The organism is Streptomyces sp. MMG1121, assembly GCF_001280015.1.
Classification (GTDB): Bacteria; Actinomycetota; Actinomycetes; order Streptomycetales; family Streptomycetaceae; genus Streptomyces.
This window is the reverse complement of sequence record NZ_LGDV01000175.1, coordinates 76,444-92,655: the sequence shown is the minus strand read 5'-3', so window position 1 is coordinate 92,655 and position 16,212 is coordinate 76,444. Positions and strand designations below refer to the sequence as shown.

General features: G+C 73.2%; 10 protein-coding genes. 5 read left to right on the top strand and 5 right to left on the bottom strand.

Annotation, left to right across the window (positions count from 1 at the left end):
* From ADK64_RS16250 to ADK64_RS16230, 5 genes are all read left to right on the top strand, one after another.
* Positions 1–6,508: non-ribosomal peptide synthetase (locus ADK64_RS16250; protein ID WP_159046268.1), on the top strand; the 6,508-nt coding region annotated here is incomplete at its 5' end.
* A gap of 3 nt (positions 6,509–6,511) precedes the next feature.
* Entirely contained in the window at positions 6,512–6,727 is a 216-nt protein-coding gene (locus ADK64_RS16245) for an MbtH family protein (RefSeq protein ID WP_053659488.1), read from the top strand.
* A gap of 11 nt (positions 6,728–6,738) precedes the next feature.
* Positions 6,739–7,986 (top strand): cytochrome P450, encoded by a 1,248-nt coding sequence (locus ADK64_RS16240; RefSeq protein ID WP_053659486.1) that lies wholly within the window; start codon positions 6,739–6,741, stop codon positions 7,984–7,986.
* A 30-nt stretch (positions 7,987–8,016) separates the two neighbouring features.
* Positions 8,017–8,760 (top strand): SRPBCC family protein, encoded by a 744-nt coding sequence (locus ADK64_RS16235; protein WP_053659484.1) that lies wholly within the window; start codon positions 8,017–8,019, stop codon positions 8,758–8,760.
* 31 nt (positions 8,761–8,791) lie between these two features.
* Complete coding sequence (locus ADK64_RS16230) at positions 8,792–8,980, top strand: hypothetical protein (protein ID WP_234384597.1); 189 nt, start codon at positions 8,792–8,794, stop codon at positions 8,978–8,980.
* 110 nt (positions 8,981–9,090) lie between these two features.
* Here the strand turns inward: ADK64_RS16230 and ADK64_RS16225 are convergent, their stop codons facing one another.
* The 5 genes from ADK64_RS16225 to ADK64_RS16205 form a co-directional block, all read right to left on the bottom strand.
* Positions 9,091–10,440: an NAD(P)/FAD-dependent oxidoreductase gene (locus ADK64_RS16225; RefSeq protein ID WP_053659480.1), complete on the bottom strand. Its 1,350-nt coding sequence runs from the start codon at positions 10,438–10,440 to the stop codon at positions 9,091–9,093.
* Complete coding sequence (locus ADK64_RS16220) at positions 10,437–11,498, bottom strand: oligopeptide/dipeptide ABC transporter ATP-binding protein (RefSeq protein WP_063789911.1); 1,062 nt, start codon at positions 11,496–11,498, stop codon at positions 10,437–10,439. The genes ADK64_RS16225 and ADK64_RS16220 overlap by 4 nt, the downstream gene beginning before the upstream one ends.
* Complete coding sequence (locus ADK64_RS16215) at positions 11,495–13,354, bottom strand: dipeptide/oligopeptide/nickel ABC transporter permease/ATP-binding protein (RefSeq protein WP_053659478.1); 1,860 nt, start codon at positions 13,352–13,354, stop codon at positions 11,495–11,497. The genes ADK64_RS16220 and ADK64_RS16215 overlap by 4 nt, the downstream gene beginning before the upstream one ends.
* Before the next feature lie 106 nt (positions 13,355–13,460).
* The gene (locus ADK64_RS16210) at positions 13,461–14,447 is read right to left on the bottom strand and encodes an ABC transporter permease (protein ID WP_053659476.1); all 987 of its coding nucleotides are present in this window, start codon (positions 14,445–14,447) and stop codon (positions 13,461–13,463) included.
* A 48-nt stretch (positions 14,448–14,495) separates the two neighbouring features.
* On the bottom strand, positions 14,496–16,091 hold the full coding sequence (locus ADK64_RS16205; protein WP_053659502.1) for an ABC transporter substrate-binding protein: 1,596 nt from the start codon (positions 16,089–16,091) through the stop codon (positions 14,496–14,498).
* Positions 16,092–16,212 lie beyond the last annotated feature (121 nt).

Below are 16,212 nucleotides of genomic sequence, written 5' to 3'. Positions count from 1 at the left end.
CTGGCCGGACACCGACCCGCAGACCTCGCTCGACGTCCGGCATCCGGCCTACGTGATCTACACCTCGGGTTCGACCGGCCGCCCCAAGGGCGTCGTGGTCGGCCACGGCGGCGTCGCGAGCCTGGTCGCCGCACAGACCGAGCGCTTCGCGATCGAACCCGACAGCCGGGTGCTCCAGTTCGCCTCGCCCAGCTTCGACGCCTCGGTGTCGGAGATCTACACCGCCCTGCTCCGCGGCGCGGCCCTGGTGCTGCCCCCGACGGCGGACCCGGTTGCCGCGCTGACCGACCCGGACCTCGCGGTCAGCCACGTGACCGTGCCCCCGTCCGTCCTCGCCGCCGCGCCGGACGGCGCCGTGCAGGTGTCGACACTGGTGGTGGCGGGCGAGGCGTGCCCGCCGGAGCTGGTGGACCGCTGGGCGTCCGGGCGCCGGATGGTCAACGCCTACGGTCCGACCGAGACCACGGTGTGCGCGACCATGAGCGACCCGCTGTCCCCGGGGGCGGGCGTGCCCCCGATCGGCCGTCCGATCGCGGGCGCCCGGGTGTACGTGCTGGACGAGCGGCTGCGGCCGGTGCCGACGGGCGTGGCGGGGGAGCTGTACGTCGCGGGCGCGGGACTGGCACGCGGCTACCTGAACCGGCCGGGCCTGACGGCCGCACGGTTCGTCGCCTGCCCGTTCGGGGCCGGTGAGCGCATGTACCGCACCGGAGACCTGGTGCGCTGGCTCGGGGACGGTCAGTTGGAGTACGTCGGCCGTGCCGACGACCAGGTGAAGGTACGCGGCTTCCGCATCGAGCCCGGCGAGGTCGAGGCGGCCCTGGCCGAACACCCCGCCGTCGCCCGGGCCGCCGTCCTCGCCCAGGACGACCGGCTCGTCGGCTACGTCGTCCCGCACCAGGACGAGGCCCGCGACAGCGGCCTGGAAGCGGACCACGTGGGCGAGTGGCAGGACATCTACGACGCCCTGCCCCTCACCCCCGAGGAAGCCGACTTCGGCCAGAACTTCGTCGGCTGGAACAGCAGTTACGACGCGAGCCCGATCCCGGTCGAGCAGATGCGGGAGTGGCGGGACGCCACCGTGGCCCGCATCCTGGCCCTGAACCCGCGCCGCGTGCTGGAGGTCGGCGTCGGCACCGGACTGCTGCTCTCGCAGATCGCACCGCACTGCGAGACCTACTGGGCCACGGACTTCTCCGCCACGGCCGTCGACGCCCTGACCGCGCAGGTCGCCCGGCAGGACGACCTGGCCGAGCGCGTCGTGCTCCAGACCCGCCCGGCGCACGACACCGACGGCCTGCCGGCCGGGCGGTTCGACACCATCGTGATCAACTCGGTGGTGCAGTACTTCCCGTCCGCCGACTACCTCGCGGACGTGGTCGGCAAGCTGATGCGGCTGCTCGCCCCCGGCGGCACGCTCTTCGTCGGCGACGTCCGCAACCTGCGGCTGCTGCGCCCGCTGGCCACCGCGGTCCAGCTGCACCGCACCGGTGCCGACGGCGACCTCGCGGCGGTGCGCCGCGCGGTGGAGCAGGCCGTCAGGGTGGAGAAGGAACTCCTGGTCGACCCGGACTTCTTCACCGTCCTGCGGGAGCGCGGCACGGACATCGGCGCGGTGGCCGTGGAGGTCAAGCACGGCCGCCACCACAACGAACTGACCCGCTACCGCTACGACGTGACGCTGCACAAGCCGCCGGTCGCTCCGGTGGTGCCGAGCCGGCCCGTCGAGCTGGAGTGGGGGCGGCAGGCCGCCGGGCTGGACGAACTGCGCGAGCTGCTCGCCCGGCCGCACGCGGACGTGCTGCGGATCACCGGGGTGCCGAACCGTCGAGTGGTGCGGGAGTCCGCCCTGGCCCGGGCGGTGCAGAACGGCGACGGCTCGCTCACCGAGCTGCTGGAGCGGCTGCACGGCCCGGAGGAGAGCGAACTCCCCGACCCGGAGGACTTCCGGGCCATCGGTACGGAGTTCGATCGCTGGGTGGGCGTCACCTGGTCGGCCACCGTGGCCGACGCCGTGGACGTCGTCTTCGCCGACCCGCGGGCGCAGCACGACTCCCCGGTCGAGCCGTACCGGTCGGCCCGGACCACCGGCAGGCCGCTGTCGTCGCTGACCAACCGCCCGACCGGCAGCCGGGGCACCGGCGCGCTCCTCGGCGAACTCCGTGACTGGCTGCGCGGGCGACTGCCCGACTACCTGATCCCGTCGGCGTTCGTGGCGCTGGAGACGTTGCCACTGACGGCCAGCGGCAAGCTGGACCGCCGCGCGCTGCCCGCGCCCGACCTCGGCATGGCCGCAGCCGGGCGGGCGCCGCGCACCCCGCAGGAACAGCTCCTCGCCGAGCTGTTCGCCGAGCTGCTCGGCCTGGCCCAGGTCGGCGTCGAGGACAGCTTCTTCGACCTGGGCGGACACTCGCTGCTGGCGACCCGCCTGGCCTCCCGCGTCCGGGCGACCCTCGGCGCGGAGCTGGAGGTCCGGACGCTGTTCGAGACGCCGACCGTGGCCGGACTGGCGGCCCGCCTCGACGGCTGCGGCACGGCGCGGCCCACGCTGACCGCGCGGCCGCGGTCCATGGGGGCACCCCCGGCCGAAGGCTGGAGGAGCGTGGAGCTGTCCTTCGCCCAACGCCGCCTGTGGTTCCTGCACCGGATGGACGGCCCGAGCGCCACCTACAACATGCCGCTCGCACTGAACCTGACCGGTGAACTCGACCGCCCGGCCCTGCACGCCGCGCTCGCGGACGTGATCGCCCGGCACGAGAGCCTGCGGACGGTCTTCCGCGAGACGGACGGAGTGCCGTACCAGGTCGTGCTCAGCGCTTCGCAGGCGCACCCGGAGCTGCCGGTGGTCGACCTCGACGAGAGCCGGCTGGCCGAGCGGCTGGCGCAGACGGCCCGGCGAGGTTTCGACCTGGCGGCTCAGCCGCCGGTCCGGGCGGAGCTGTACGCGCTCGCGCCCGACCGGCACGTGCTGCTGGTCGTGGTGCACCACATCGCCGCCGACGGCTGGTCCATGGGGCCGCTCTCCGGCGACCTCGCGGCCGCCTACACGGCGCGCTGCCGAGGCGAGGAGCCGCGGTGGTCCCCACTGCCGGTGCAGTACGCCGACTACACCTGCTGGCAACGCGAACTGCTCGGCGACACCGCCGACCCGGACAGCCTGTTCGCCCGGCAACTGGCCTACTGGAAGGACGAGCTGGCGGGAATTCCGCAGCAGGTGCAGCTGCCCGCAGACCGGCCCCGGCCGCCGGTGGCCTCCCAGCTGGGCAGCCGGGTCGTGGTCCGGCTGGACCCCGACCTGCACCAGGCCCTGCGGGACCTGGCCGCCGCGCGCGGCGCCAGCATGTTCATGGTGCTCCAGGCCGGCCTCGCCGCGCTGCTCACCCGCCTCGGCGCCGGGACCGACATCCCGATCGGCAGCCCGATCGCCGGCCGTACCGACCAGGCGCTGGACGACCTCGTCGGCTTCTTCGTCAACACCCTGGTGCTGCGCACCGACACGAGCGGCGATCCCGGCTTCGCCGAACTGCTCGGCCGGGTGCGGCAGAAGGCACTCGCCGCGTACGACCATCAGGACGTGCCGTTCGAGTACCTGGTCGAGGTGGTCAATCCGGCCCGTTCGCTGTCGCACCACCCGCTGTTCCAGATCATGCTGGCCCTGCAGAACGCGCCGGTGGGCGAGTTCGCGCTGCCGGGCCTCACGACCGGCCACCTGGAGGCGTCGACCGGGACCTCGCGGGTCGACCTGACGTTCAGCCTGGCCGAGCAGTTCCGCCCGGACGGCGGGCCCGACGGCCTGGCCGGCGCGGTGGAGTACGCCACCGACCTGTTCGAACCGGCCACCGTGGAGCTGCTGTTCGAGCGCTGGGCACGGCTGCTGCGCGCGGCGGTCGCCGACCCCGGCCGGCCGATCAGCCGGCTCGACGTCATGTCGGATGAGGAACGCCGTCGGCTGCTGGACGCGTCCACCGGCGCGGCGGTCGAGCTGCCCGAGGCCGCGCTGCCGGAGCTGTTCGCCCGCCAGGTGCGCGCCACCCCGGACGCGGTGGCCGTCGTGGCGGGCGCCACCGAGCTGACCTACCGGGAACTCGACCAGCGGTCCAACCGCCTCGCGCGGGCACTGATCCGCCAGGGCGTGCGGCCGGAGACACCGGTCGCGGTGCTGCTGGACCGCTCGGCGGACCTCGTCGTGGCGCTCCTGGCGATCATCAAGGCGGGCGGCGCCTACGCGCCCCTCGACTCGCGCTTCCCGCAGTCCCGGATCGACCTGATCCTGAAGGAGGCCGGGGTCGCGCTGGTGCTCACCGAGGACGTGCTGACCGCGCTGATCGAGGGTGAGCCCGACTCGTCCGACATCGAAGTGCGCTGTGATAAGCGGCAGTTGGCGTACGTGATGTACACCTCCGGATCGACCGGCCGGCCGAAGGGCGTGGCCGTCACCCACCGCGACGTGGTGGGCCTCGCGCTCACCCCCGAATACCACGGCGGCGGACACGAGCGGGTGCTGATGCACTCCCCGACCGCCTTCGACCTCTCGACCTACGAACTGTGGGTGCCGCTGCTGGGCGGCGGCCGGATCGTGGTCGCACCGCCGGAGCGGCTCGACCTCGACCTGCTGCAGCACACGATCAGCACGCACGGGGTGACCGGACTGTGGCTGACGGCCGGCCTGTTCCGCCTGGTCGCCGAGGAGCGGCCGGGCCTGCTCGCCGGAGTGCGCGAGGTGTGGACCGGCGGTGACGTGGTCTCCCCGGCGGCCGTCGCCCGGGTGCTGGAAGTCTGCCCCGGCATCGAGGTGGTGAACGGCTACGGGCCCACCGAGGCCACCACCCTGGCCACCTGCCACCCGGTGCACACCCTCCCCGGGAACGCAGCGACCGTGCCGATCGGCGGGCCGATGGCGAACATGCGCGCCTACGTGCTCGACGAGCACCTGCGGCCGGTGCCCACGGGCCTGGTCGGCGAGCTGTACCTCGCGGGCACGGGCGTGGCCCGCGGCTACCTCGGCCGACCCGGCCTGACGGCCGAGCGCTTCACGGCCGACCCGTACGGGCCGCCAGGGAGCCGGATGTACCGCACCGGCGACCTGGCCTGGTGGCCCGCCTCCGGCACACTGGAGTTCGCCGGACGGACCGACCACCAGGTCAAGCTCCGCGGCCTGCGGATCGAGCCCGGCGAGATCGAGGCGATCCTCGCGAGCTGCCCGGACGTCGCCCAGGCGGCCGTCGTCGCCCGCGAGGACCGGCCCGGCGACAAGCAGCTCGTCGCCTACCTGGTGCCCGCCCCCGAGGGCGCGCCCGAGGCGGCCGAGCTCTCCGGGCGCCTGCGCCGTGAACTGCCCGATTACATGGTGCCGTCGGCGTTCGTCACCCTGGAGGCGCTGCCGTTGACCGCCAACGGCAAGCTGGACCGGGCCGTCCTGCCCGCCCCCGAGTACGGGGCGCAGGGCACCGGACGCGGCCCCCGGACGCCGCGGGAGCAGCTGCTGTGCGACCTCTTCGCCGAAGTCCTCGGCCGGGAACAGGTGCACATCGACGACAACTTCTTCGATCTGGGCGGCCACTCGCTGCTGGCCGCCCGCCTGGCCTCCCGCGTCCGCGAGACCCTCGGCCTGGAGCTGGGCCTGCGCATGCTGTTCGAGGCACCGACCGTGGCCGGTCTCACCGAGCGCCTGGTCATGGACGACCCCGACGACGCGCTGGACGTGGTGCTGCCGCTGCGTTCGGCCGGGAGCGGCACGCCGCTGTTCTGCATCCACCCCGGCGGCGGCATCAGCTGGTCGTACAGCGGGCTCCTGAACCACATCGGTTCCCGGCACCCGGTCTACGCGATCCAGGCGCGCGGCCTCGGCCGCCCCGAGCCCCTGGCGACGTCCTTCGAGGAGATGGCGGCCGACTACGCCGACCAGATCCGCAAGATCCAGCCCGAGGGCCCGTACCTGCTGCTCGGCTGGTCCGCCGGCGGCCTGATCGCCCACGCGCTCGCCTGCGAGCTGCAGGCGCGCGGCGCGCGGACCGCGCTGCTGGCCATTCTCGACGCCTACCCCGTGAAGGACGTGCAGTTCGAGGAGATGCCCGTGCCCACCGAGCGGGACGTGCTCGTCGGTGTGCTCGACGTCGACCCGGCCGAGCTGGGGGACCGGGAGCTGACCTACGCCGAGGTCGCCGAGGTCCTGAACCGGCGGGGCAGCGCGCTGCAGGGCCTGACGGAGCAGCAGATCGAGGTCATCGTCCACATCATGATCAACAACGCGAGGCTGGCGGTCGACTTCGTCCCCGCCAGGTTCGACGGCGACCTGCTGCTGTTCAACTCGACGATCGACCGCGACGGCGACGACGCCGGGCCCGCGACCTGGCGCCCGTACATCGCGGGCCGGATCGAATCACACGAGATCACCACCCGGCACAACCGGATGACCGAAGCCGGCTCGCTCGCCCAGATCGGACCGGTCCTGGCCGCCCGCCTGGCCGAGGCCACCGGTGACACCACCCTTTCCCACCAGGAGGACTGACCCATGACCAACCCGTTCGAGGACCAGGACGGCACCTTCCTTGTGCTCGTCAACGACGAGAACCAGCACTCGCTGTGGCCGCAGTTCGCGGACGTCCCCGACGGCTGGAGCGTCGTCCACGGACCCGACACCCACGCCGCCTGCCTGGAGTACGTCGAGCGGTCCTGGACCGACATGCGGCCCAAGAGCCTCGCCGACGCCATGAACGCCCAGCAGTAGCGCGGTTCGCAGTGAACCTGACCGAAACCACCGACGAGGCCCGCGGCAGCGCGGGCCTCGCCCGGTCCGACGACCTCGCCGCGGACCTGCTCACGCCCGCGGCCCGCCGGGACCCGTACCCGTTCTACGCCCGCATGCGCCGCGAGGACCCGGTCCACCGCAGCGCCCAGGGCATCTGGTACCTCACCCGGTACGCCGACGTCGAGGCGGCACTGAGCGACCTGCGGCTGTCCAACGACCGGGACCGGATGACCCGCGCCTACAGCGCGCTCGGCGGGGACCTCAAGGCCTTCAGCCGGCTCACCGACCGGCTCGGCCGGGTGATGAGCAACACCGACCCGCCGGACCACGCCCGGCTGCGCAAGCTGGCCAACCGGGCTTTCACCGCCCGGCGCGTGGAAGCCCTGCGCGACGGCATCCAGCGGATCGTCGACCGGCTCATCGACGAGGCGGTCGCGGCCGGGCCGACCATGGACCTGATCGAGGCGGTCGCCTCCCCGCTGCCGCTGTCCGTCGTCTGCGAGCTCTTCGGCATCCCGCCCGAGGACCTCCCGCAGGTCAAGACCTGGTTCCACCGCTTCGGGCGGCTGAGCGAGGACATCGACAAGTCCGAGGCGGCGATCGAGCAGTACGAGGAGTACCTCGCCCGGCTGGTCCGCCGCCGCCGGGCCGACCCCGGCGACGACCTCATCAGCGCCCTGGTCGCCACCCAGGCGCAGGACGACCGGCTCACCGACTCCGAGCTGCTGTCCACCTGCTTCGTCCTGATCACCGCCGGCGACGAGACCACCACCCACCTGGTCGGCAACGGCATGCTCGCCCTGCTGCGCCACCCCGGCCAACTGGCCCGGCTGCGCGCCGACCCGGCGCTGGTCCGCCCCGCCGTCGAGGAACTCGCCCGCTACGACACGCCGACCCAGGCGATCGTCCGGGTCGCCGCCGAGGACATCGAGATCGGCGGGCGGACGCTGCGCGAGGGCGAGCTGGCCTACCTCTTCCTCGCCGCGACCAACCGGGATCCCGAGCGCTTCGCGGACCCCGACCTGCTCGACCTGACCCGCCCCGGCAACCGGCACCTCAGCTTCGGCAACGGCCCGCACTTCTGCCTCGGCGGGCCGCTGGCCAAGCTCCAGGCGGAGGTGGCCGTCGGCACGCTGGTCCGCCGGCTCCCGCACCTGCGGCTGGCCGACGGCGCGGCCCTCGACTGGCGGCCCAACCCGCTGCAACGGCGGCTCACCGCGCTTCCGCTCGCCCACTGACCCATGAACGACGACGAAGGAGAAGTGACCATGGCCCGAGAGCTCGAGGTCCGCCGGGAACAGGACCTGCCCGCCACGCCCGAACAGGTCTGGGAGGCGGTCGCCACCGGCGCCGGCAACCTCGGCTGGCTGTACCCGATGGAGATCGAGCCGCGCGTCGGCGGAAAGGCCACGCGCGGCGACAGCACCGTCGTGGCGTGGGAGCCGCCGCACCACTTCGCGGTTCGGGCGACCCAGGACGGAGGGTTCTCCAACACGCTCACTTACCGCATCGAGCCGGCCGACGGTGGCACGAGCCACCTGCGGATGGGAATCCACTGGGTGCACACGGGCGTCGTCGACGACACCTGGAGGTGGGACACCAAGGCGGACGCGGCCGAGAAGCACGTCGACTTCTACCAGCACTCCCTCGCCGAGTACCTGAGGCACTTCGCCGGCCGCCCCGCCGTCTACGTCAAGGCCGCCCGCGCCGACAGCACCGACGACCCCGCCGACTTCACCGCGCTGCGCCGACGCCTCGGCCTCGCCGACGGCACAGCCGTCGGCGACCAGCTGTCGCTCGACCTCCCCGGCACGGACGGGGGTTCGGAGGAGGTGGTCGTGGACTGGCTCAGCACCGACTTCGTCGGCCTGCGCGGAGCGGACGCCTTGTACCGGTTCTTCAACGGCAGCAGCTGGAACGTGCCGATCTGGCTTGGCCACCACCTGTTCGCCGAGAACGCGGACGAACAGCAGGTGACGAAGGGGTGGAGCGCTTGGCTCAACGGCGCCTGAGCCGTCGTACGACACAACCGAAGGACCTCTGGTGGAAACACTGCTCTACGCCGCCGAACTCGTCCAGGAGGACGGCGCCTACAAGCTCGTCGTGCAGGACGTGGTGCGGGACACCGTCCAGATCACCCCCGTCCCCGCATCCATGGTGCACAGGCTCCCGGCCTTCCTGTCGGTGCTGAGTGCCAAGCTCGGTCCGACACCGGCACGCGGCCGCCGGTAGCCCTCTGTCGATCACTTGGGGCCGGTGCCGTCGGCACGGCACCGGCCCGGGCTGCGACAGGGGCGCGAGCACCGTCCGTCGGCGTGGCCCCGGTCGGGCCGGACCGGCCGTCAGCCCATGACGGTGCGGAAGGCGGCGCCCTCGGCCATGGGCCGTTTACGGGAGAACGCGCCTACGTCGATGACGACGCCGGTGTGTTCGCCCGTGTACCGCAGCGGATCACGGTCGTGGTCGTGGCCGGCCTCGACGTGGTCGACCAGGGCTGCCAGGAACCGACCTGCCAGCGGAGCGTTCTTGAACTGGTTGCCGCTCGTTCCCATGGCGACGTAGAAGCCGGCCAGATCGGTGCGGTCGTAGATCGGGGACCAGTCGTCGGCGGCGTCGTAGACCCCGGCGATGCCGGTCGGCCGGTTCGGGACGCGCAGGAGCGGGAACCGGCGTGCGACTCTGGTCACTTGGGTGTCGAACCGGGCGGGCGTCGGGTGCGGGTTGCACAGGTCGGGATCGTCGAGCCACTCCTTGGGATCGCAGGCGGGCAGCATGCTGCCGACGAGGAGATGTCCGCTGCTGGGGCGCAGGTAGGTGCCGAGGTCGACATCGGCCACGATCGGAATGCCGGCGGCGCGCACGTCCGGCGCCGCTGCATCGGCCTGGTGGACCGGCGCCGCCACCTGATGGATCTCCTGGCGCAGCGGGCGTACTCCGACGGTGAACTCGGCCCCGACCCCGGCCGTCCTGTTGAAGCCGCCCGACCAGGGGCCGGCGGCGTTGACCACCACCGGTGCCGTGATCGCGGTGCCGTCGGCGAGCCGGACGCCCGCGACCCGGTCCCCGCCGCGCAGTACACCGACGACGGCCCGCCGGAAGAGGAAACGCACCCCGGTGCGGGCCGCCGCGTCCGCGAGATTCTGTGCCGCGAGCCGGGCATCGTCGACGAACCCCGCGTCGGGGGTGAACAGCGCGCCGAGCTCTCCTTCCGGGCCGGAGAAGAAGGCATCGTCGAGCAGGGACCGGGGAGGACCGTAGCGTCCCGCGTCGATACCCGGGATCCGGCTGCGCAGCGTCGCGGCGTCCCAGCGCTCGTACGGCACACCGGCACGCTCGAACAGCGCGACGACCTCCGACGTCCCGGAGTCCGGCACGTCGAGGAGTACCGCTCCGGTCCGCCGGAACGCCGCCAGGCCAGGGCCGCGCACGGTTCCCAGGTGCTCCGCCCATCGTGCCCAGCAGTGCTGGGATTCCCACGCGGTGGCGACACCGTCCCAGGTCGAGTAGTTGAAACGGATGATCGCACTCGACGCGCTGGTGGATCCGTGGCCGACGCCGCCGGACTTGTCGACGACCACGACGCGGCGACCGGTGCGCCCCAGTTCCAGTGCCACCGCGGCACCGATCACACCGGCCCCCACGACGACCGCGTCCGCGCCGGACGGAGGCGTGTCCGCTTCCCCTGCCGTCATGACGGCAGGTCCTCGGGGGTTCGCGGAGTCCGGTCACCGTTGTCGTCCGGGGGAACCCGACGGGCCGGGGGCTGGCGGTCGTCGGTGCGGTACGGGAAGTGGCAGGCGGCGCGATGCGGCCGGCCGGCCGCGTCCCGCTGCGGGTCCCGTGCGGCGCAGACGTCCCGTCCGGGATGCCGGTCCGGTCCGACGGGGCAGCGCGGATGGAAGCGGCATCCGGTCGGCGGCGACGCGGGGTCGGGCACCTCACCGGCAAGAAGGGGTTCCCCGGCCGGGCGTCTTGCGGCGTGCAGACTCGGCACGGCGGACAGCAGCGTCCGGGTGTAGGGATGCCGTGGGTCGCGCAGCAGGCTCTCGGTGGCGGCGATCTCCACGATCCGGCCGAGGTACATCACGGCGACGGCGTCCGACACATGGCGGACGGCGGCGAGGTCATGGCTGATGAACAGCATGGCGAAGCCCATGCGCCGCTGCAGATCCCGGAGCATGGTGAGCAGCGCCGCCCGGACCGACACGTCGAGAGCCGAGGTGACCTCGTCGGCGATGAGCACCGCCGGATCGACGGCGAGCGCGCGGGCGACGGCGACGCGTTGGCGCTGGCCGCCCGAGAGCTGCCGCGGCAGCCGGTCGGCGCAGCCGGCGTCGAGACCGACCAGTTCCAGCAGTCCGCCGACGCGCTGCTCGCGGCTGTGGCGGTCCAGCCGGACGAAGGCCCCGGCCGACTCGGCGATCGACTGCCGGACCGTCATACGTGGGTCCAGTGCCGTGTCCGGGTCCTGGAACACCAGTTGGACCTGTCGCCCCAGCCGGCGCCGGTCGGCCGCCCGGCGCCCGCCGGACTCCCGGCCTCCGACGGTGACCCGTCCGGCGCACGGGGGGTCCAGCCCGACGACCGCTCGTGCCAGAGTGGATTTTCCCGACCCGGACTCGCCCACCAGGCCGACCGTCGTGCCCTGGGGAACGTCCAGCGACAAGCCGTCCACCGCCGTGATCGGCCCGAGCGGTCCGTGATGGCGGACGGTGACGTCGTACAGCGCCAGCCCCGACCCTGTGCTCACTTCTGCGCCTCCTCGGTCTCACGCCGCCCGCGGGGCGGTGCCGCGGGCAGCGGCTGCCAGCAGGCGACCTCGTGCCCCGCATCGAGCGGGGCCAACACCGGGCTCTCCACCGCGCACCGGTCCAGCCGATGCGGACAGCGGTCGTGGAAGGGGCAGCCCGGGGCCGCACCGTACGGATCGGGCGGCCCTCCCTCGATGGTGTGCAGGGGACGGTCACGCTCCGCGGCCAGGTCCGGGACCGAGGCGACGAGCATCCGCGTGTACGGATGCCGTGCGCCGGCCGCCAGTTCATGGGCTGGAAGGTTCTCCACGATCGTTCCCCCGTACATGACCAGAACCCGGTCGCAGGCGTCGGCCACCAGGGCGATGTCGTGGCTGATGAAGAGGATCGCCGTGGCGTCGTCGTGCCGGACCCGGCGGAGCAGGTCCATGATCTGCCGCTGCACGGTGACGTCCAGGGCTGCCGTCGGTTCGTCCGCGATGATGATGTCGGGGCGCATCATCGAAGCCGCGGCGATCGCCACTCGCTGGCGTTGACCGCCGGAGAGCTGGAAGGGCCGGGACCGCAGCAACGGGCGTCCGGCGGGCAGCGCGACCCGCTCGAGCCGGGCCAGCGCCTGCTCGACGGCCTCGGCACGAGGGGTGCCACGGTGCGTGCGCACGGCCTCCGTCATCTGCGTTCCGATGCGCAGCGACGGGTTGAAGGCCGAGGCCGGGTTCTGGAAGATCAGCGCCATTCCCGTCGCCAGCCGCCTGCGTCGCTCCTCGCGGGTCGACGACTCGACGTCCGTGCCGAGGAACCGGTGGGTACCCCAGGTCGCGCGGGCGCCGTCCGGCAGCAGGTCGGCGAGGGCGAGCGCCGTCAGGGACTTGCCGGAGCCGGACTCGCCGACCAGGCCGACCATCTCACCACGCCGCAGGGTGAGGGTGACACCGCGGACGGGCCGGACCACCCCGTCCGTCGTGGGAAGGACGACCCGCAGATCCTCCACCTCCAGCACGTGGCCCACGGATGCCGGGCGGTCGGCGCGCGCCGGGTGCGCCACGGGCTCTGCCCCCGGATGCGGGCGGCCCTGCCGTGCGGCGCCTTTGGCCAGCATCTCGCCGAGCAGCTGGAACGCGACGGCGGCGTAGACGATGGCGACCCCGGGCGCCACGGCGGGCAGCGGTTCGGTGTAGATGCGGTCCAGCCCCTGGCTCAGCAGGAGCCCCCAGTCGTACGACGGGGGCTGCACCCCCAGTCCGAGGAAGCCCAGCCCCGACAGCGCCACGAGTGCCGAACCCGCGGCGACCGTGGTGTTGAGCACCAGCGGTTCGGCGATGTGGGGCAGGACATGGCGCAGCAGCAGCCGGTGGCGGCGCAGGCCCAGCACACGCGCCGCCGCCATGAAGTCGGTCCCGGCCACCTCGGCGGCAAGGGTCTGCGTGATCCGCGCGAAGCCCGGTGCACAGGCGACGGCGAGTGCGAACACCGCCCCGCCCGTGCCCGCCCCGAAGAGGGCCGCGAGGAACATCGCGACGAGGAGTGCGGGGAAGGCCAGCAGAAGGTTGATCAGGGCCCCCAGCAGGCGGGCGGCGCGCCCGCCCAGTACGGCGGTGAGCGCGCCGAGCATGATGCCGGCGGCCGCCCCGAGGAGCGTGGCCGCGACGGCCGGCAGCAGGGAGGGCCAGGCCGCCGAGAGCAGCCGGGCGAGCAGGTCGCGCCCGAGCCGGTCCGTGCCGAGCAGATGACCTGCGGTGGGCCCGCGCAGTACCGCCGACGGGTCCGGCCGCTCGGCCTGACGCCCCCACAGCACCGCCCCGGCGACCGCCAGTACGGCGAGCGATCCGAGCATCACCAGGGTGATCACGCCCATGGGGGTGGCCCAGCCCGACCGGGACGCGCGAGACCGGCCGCGGGTGGCACCCGGCGCGGACGGGGAAGAGGACGAGGACGGGGGAGAGGAGGACAGCGCCATCGGATCACGTCCTCCGGATGACCGATCGGGGGTCGAGCAGCGCGAGGGCCAGATCGACCAGGAAGTTCACCACGAGGACCGACGAGCCGAGCACCAGAACCGACGCCTCGACGACCGCGTAGTCCTGGGCGGCCACGGACTGTGCCATCGCCGAACCGATCCCCGGCCAGGCGAACACCTTCTCGACCAGTACGGTCCCGGCGATCAGGGCCGGCAACAGGTTCCCGGCGAACGTCAGCGACGCGGTCAGCGCGTTCGGTGCCACGTGGTACAGGTGGAGGCGGACGGCGGGCAGCCGTTTCGCGCGGGCGGCACGCACATAGTCCGTCGCGAGCACCTTGAGCGTCTCCACCCGCACGATGCGCAGCAGGACCGCGGTCGGAGCGAGCGCCAGCGCGAGTACGGGCAGCACATAGGACCGGGGACCGAGGTCGCCGGCGACGGGAAGGATGCGCAGGGCGACCGCCAGGCCCGCGGTGAGACCCGTCGCGAGGACGAAGTCCGGCACGCCCGCCAGGACCGAGGCGGTGGCGGTGAACGCCAGTTCCGCCCGTGGGCGTCGCCCTCCGCGCGTCCACACCGCCGCGAGCATCCCCCCTGGGAGGGCGACGACGAGGACGCAGGCGAAGGCCAGGACGGCGAGCAGCAGGGTGGCCGGCAGGCGCGCCCTGACCAGTTCGGCCACCGGCTCGCCGGTCACCAGTGAGACCCCGAGGTCGCCGTGGGCCAGCCGCGGGAGATGGTGCCAGTACTGTTCCGGCAGGCTGCGGTCCAGACCGAGTTCGTGGCGCTTCGCCGCCACCAGGTCCGGCGGGGCGTCCACGCCCAGCGCGGCCCGGACCGGGTCCCCGGGGATCAGCCGGACCATCGCGAAGGAAGCGGTGACGACGATGAAGAGCGAGACGACCAGCCGTACCGCGCGCCGGCAGCAGAACACCACCCACGGGTGGTGCCGCGCCGGGGCACCGAGCCGCGCGGACACGGTCGTCATGGGAAACCTCCTCGACTGGCGAGCGGCCGCGCGGCGCGTCCGCCACGGCTATCTGTGCAGGCGGATGCTGGTCGGCAGGATCCGGCCACCGGGTGCGACGGAGAAGGTCGTCCGGTAGCCGTACACCGTGCTCGTGCCGTCGGCGACGGGCAGCGCGTCGGCCGAGCGCAGAAGCGCCGCGGCGGCCCTGTTCCAGTCCGCGCAGCCGGCCGAGCCCGGCGAGCGCAGGGCTCGGGCGACGAAGCGGTCGTACGCGGGGTTGGTGACGTGCGCGAAGTTCAGTTCTCCCGACGACGGCGGGCCGGAGAAGTACGGGACGAGCTGCGCGGGCAGCTGCGGCCCCGGCGAGCTGCCGACCACGACGTCGAAGTCGCCGCTTCCGTACATGGCCTGGACCACGGCGTTGCGGCTCTCGCCGACGAGGTCGACGTCCACGCCCAGCGCCTGCCACGTCACGGCCATCAGTTCGGCGACCGACGGAAGGGTGGAGCCGAAGTCGGCGCTGCTGAGCACCCGCAGACGCAGCGGTCGGCCCTGCTTGACCAGCCTGCCCCACGCGTTCTTCGTCCAGCCCGCGGCGCGCAGGTCCCGCACGGCGCCGTGCGACGGCAGGTTCCCCGTGGCCACGTCGGCGTAGCAGAGGGAGTTCGGGGCGGTGAGATGGCGCGCGGGCGCACCGTCTCCACCGATCGCCACATTGGCGAGGCCCTTGCGGTCCAGGGCCCCCACCAGAGCCTGGCGCAGCACAGGATCGTTCAAGGGCCGGTCGGAGCGCTCGTTGAAGAAGGTCAGCCCCACCACGGTCGGCACCTGGGCGGTTGCCAGACCGTGGCCGGTCAGCCGCGCGCGGTCCGGGCCGGTCACCATGGCGATGTTCACTCCGCCCGTGAGCAGCAGATTCGCCACAGTGGACTCCTGCGGAACCACCGTCACCACGATCCGATCCGGCTGCCCCGGAGCCGCGTTGCCCGCTCCGCGTGGCCCCCACGCGTAACCCTTGCGCCGTGTGAAGAGGTACGGCCCCCCGGAGGCGTAGCCGCTCAGCACGTACGGGCCGGTGCCCTCCGACCTCCTGTCCAGCGCACCGGGGTCCGCCAGTCCGGCGGGGCAGACGACGGGCAGGAGACCGATCGTCCGCACGACGAAGCTGTACGGCGACGCCGTCCGCACCGACACCGTCCGCGCCGCGTCGTCGGCCGACACCGTGAACGGCACACCGGGCAGGGCGGTCCGGGCACCGATGAGCCGGTTGCGGGGATCGCCGGCATACCGCAGCGACCGGGCCACCCCGGAAGGCGTCAGGGCCGTGCCGTCGGAGCAGGTCACACCCTTGCGCAGGGTGAAACTCGCCGCAGTGGCCCCGGCCTGCCAGCTCTCGGCCAGACCGGAGACCACACGCCCGTCCCGCGCCACACCGACCAATGAGTCGTAGGCATAAGGAGCCAGCGAGAGGCCGAACTGCGAGTACGGGTTGAAGCTCGGGGTCTCGGACGCGGTGGCGATCGTGACGGTGCCGCCCATGACCACAGGAGTGCGCGTAGACGACACGTCGCCGTCGCAACCGGCCAGCGCGGCTGACACGACGACGGCGGCCGCCGCCAGGACCGACCGAGCCCTTGGAGACGACACGGTTCGGCGCTGCATGGCGCTCATCGTGCCATCGGGACCGACGGCGTCGGCCGGGCTTTTCCTGGCCGGACGCGAACACGCCGGGCAATTTCCCCCGTCCGAGTGAGGCCGCCCGACGCGCAGTCCACAGGTCTGT

Bases quoted from the DNA above. Each gene is read 5' to 3' on its own strand.
- ADK64_RS16235 (WP_053659484.1), top strand. From the start codon at position 8,017: ATGGCCCGAGAGCTCGAGGTCCGCCGGGAACAGGACCTGCCCGCCACG.
- ADK64_RS16225 (WP_053659480.1), bottom strand. From the start codon at position 10,440: ATGACGGCAGGGGAAGCGGACACGCCTCCGTCCGGCGCGGACGCGGTC.
- ADK64_RS16215 (WP_053659478.1), bottom strand. From the start codon at position 13,354: ATGGGCGTGATCACCCTGGTGATGCTCGGATCGCTCGCCGTACTGGCG.
- ADK64_RS16245 (WP_053659488.1), top strand. From the start codon at position 6,512: ATGACCAACCCGTTCGAGGACCAGGACGGCACCTTCCTTGTGCTCGTC.
- ADK64_RS16210 (WP_053659476.1), bottom strand. From the start codon at position 14,447: ATGACGACCGTGTCCGCGCGGCTCGGTGCCCCGGCGCGGCACCACCCG.
- ADK64_RS16205 (WP_053659502.1), bottom strand. From the start codon at position 16,091: ATGCAGCGCCGAACCGTGTCGTCTCCAAGGGCTCGGTCGGTCCTGGCG.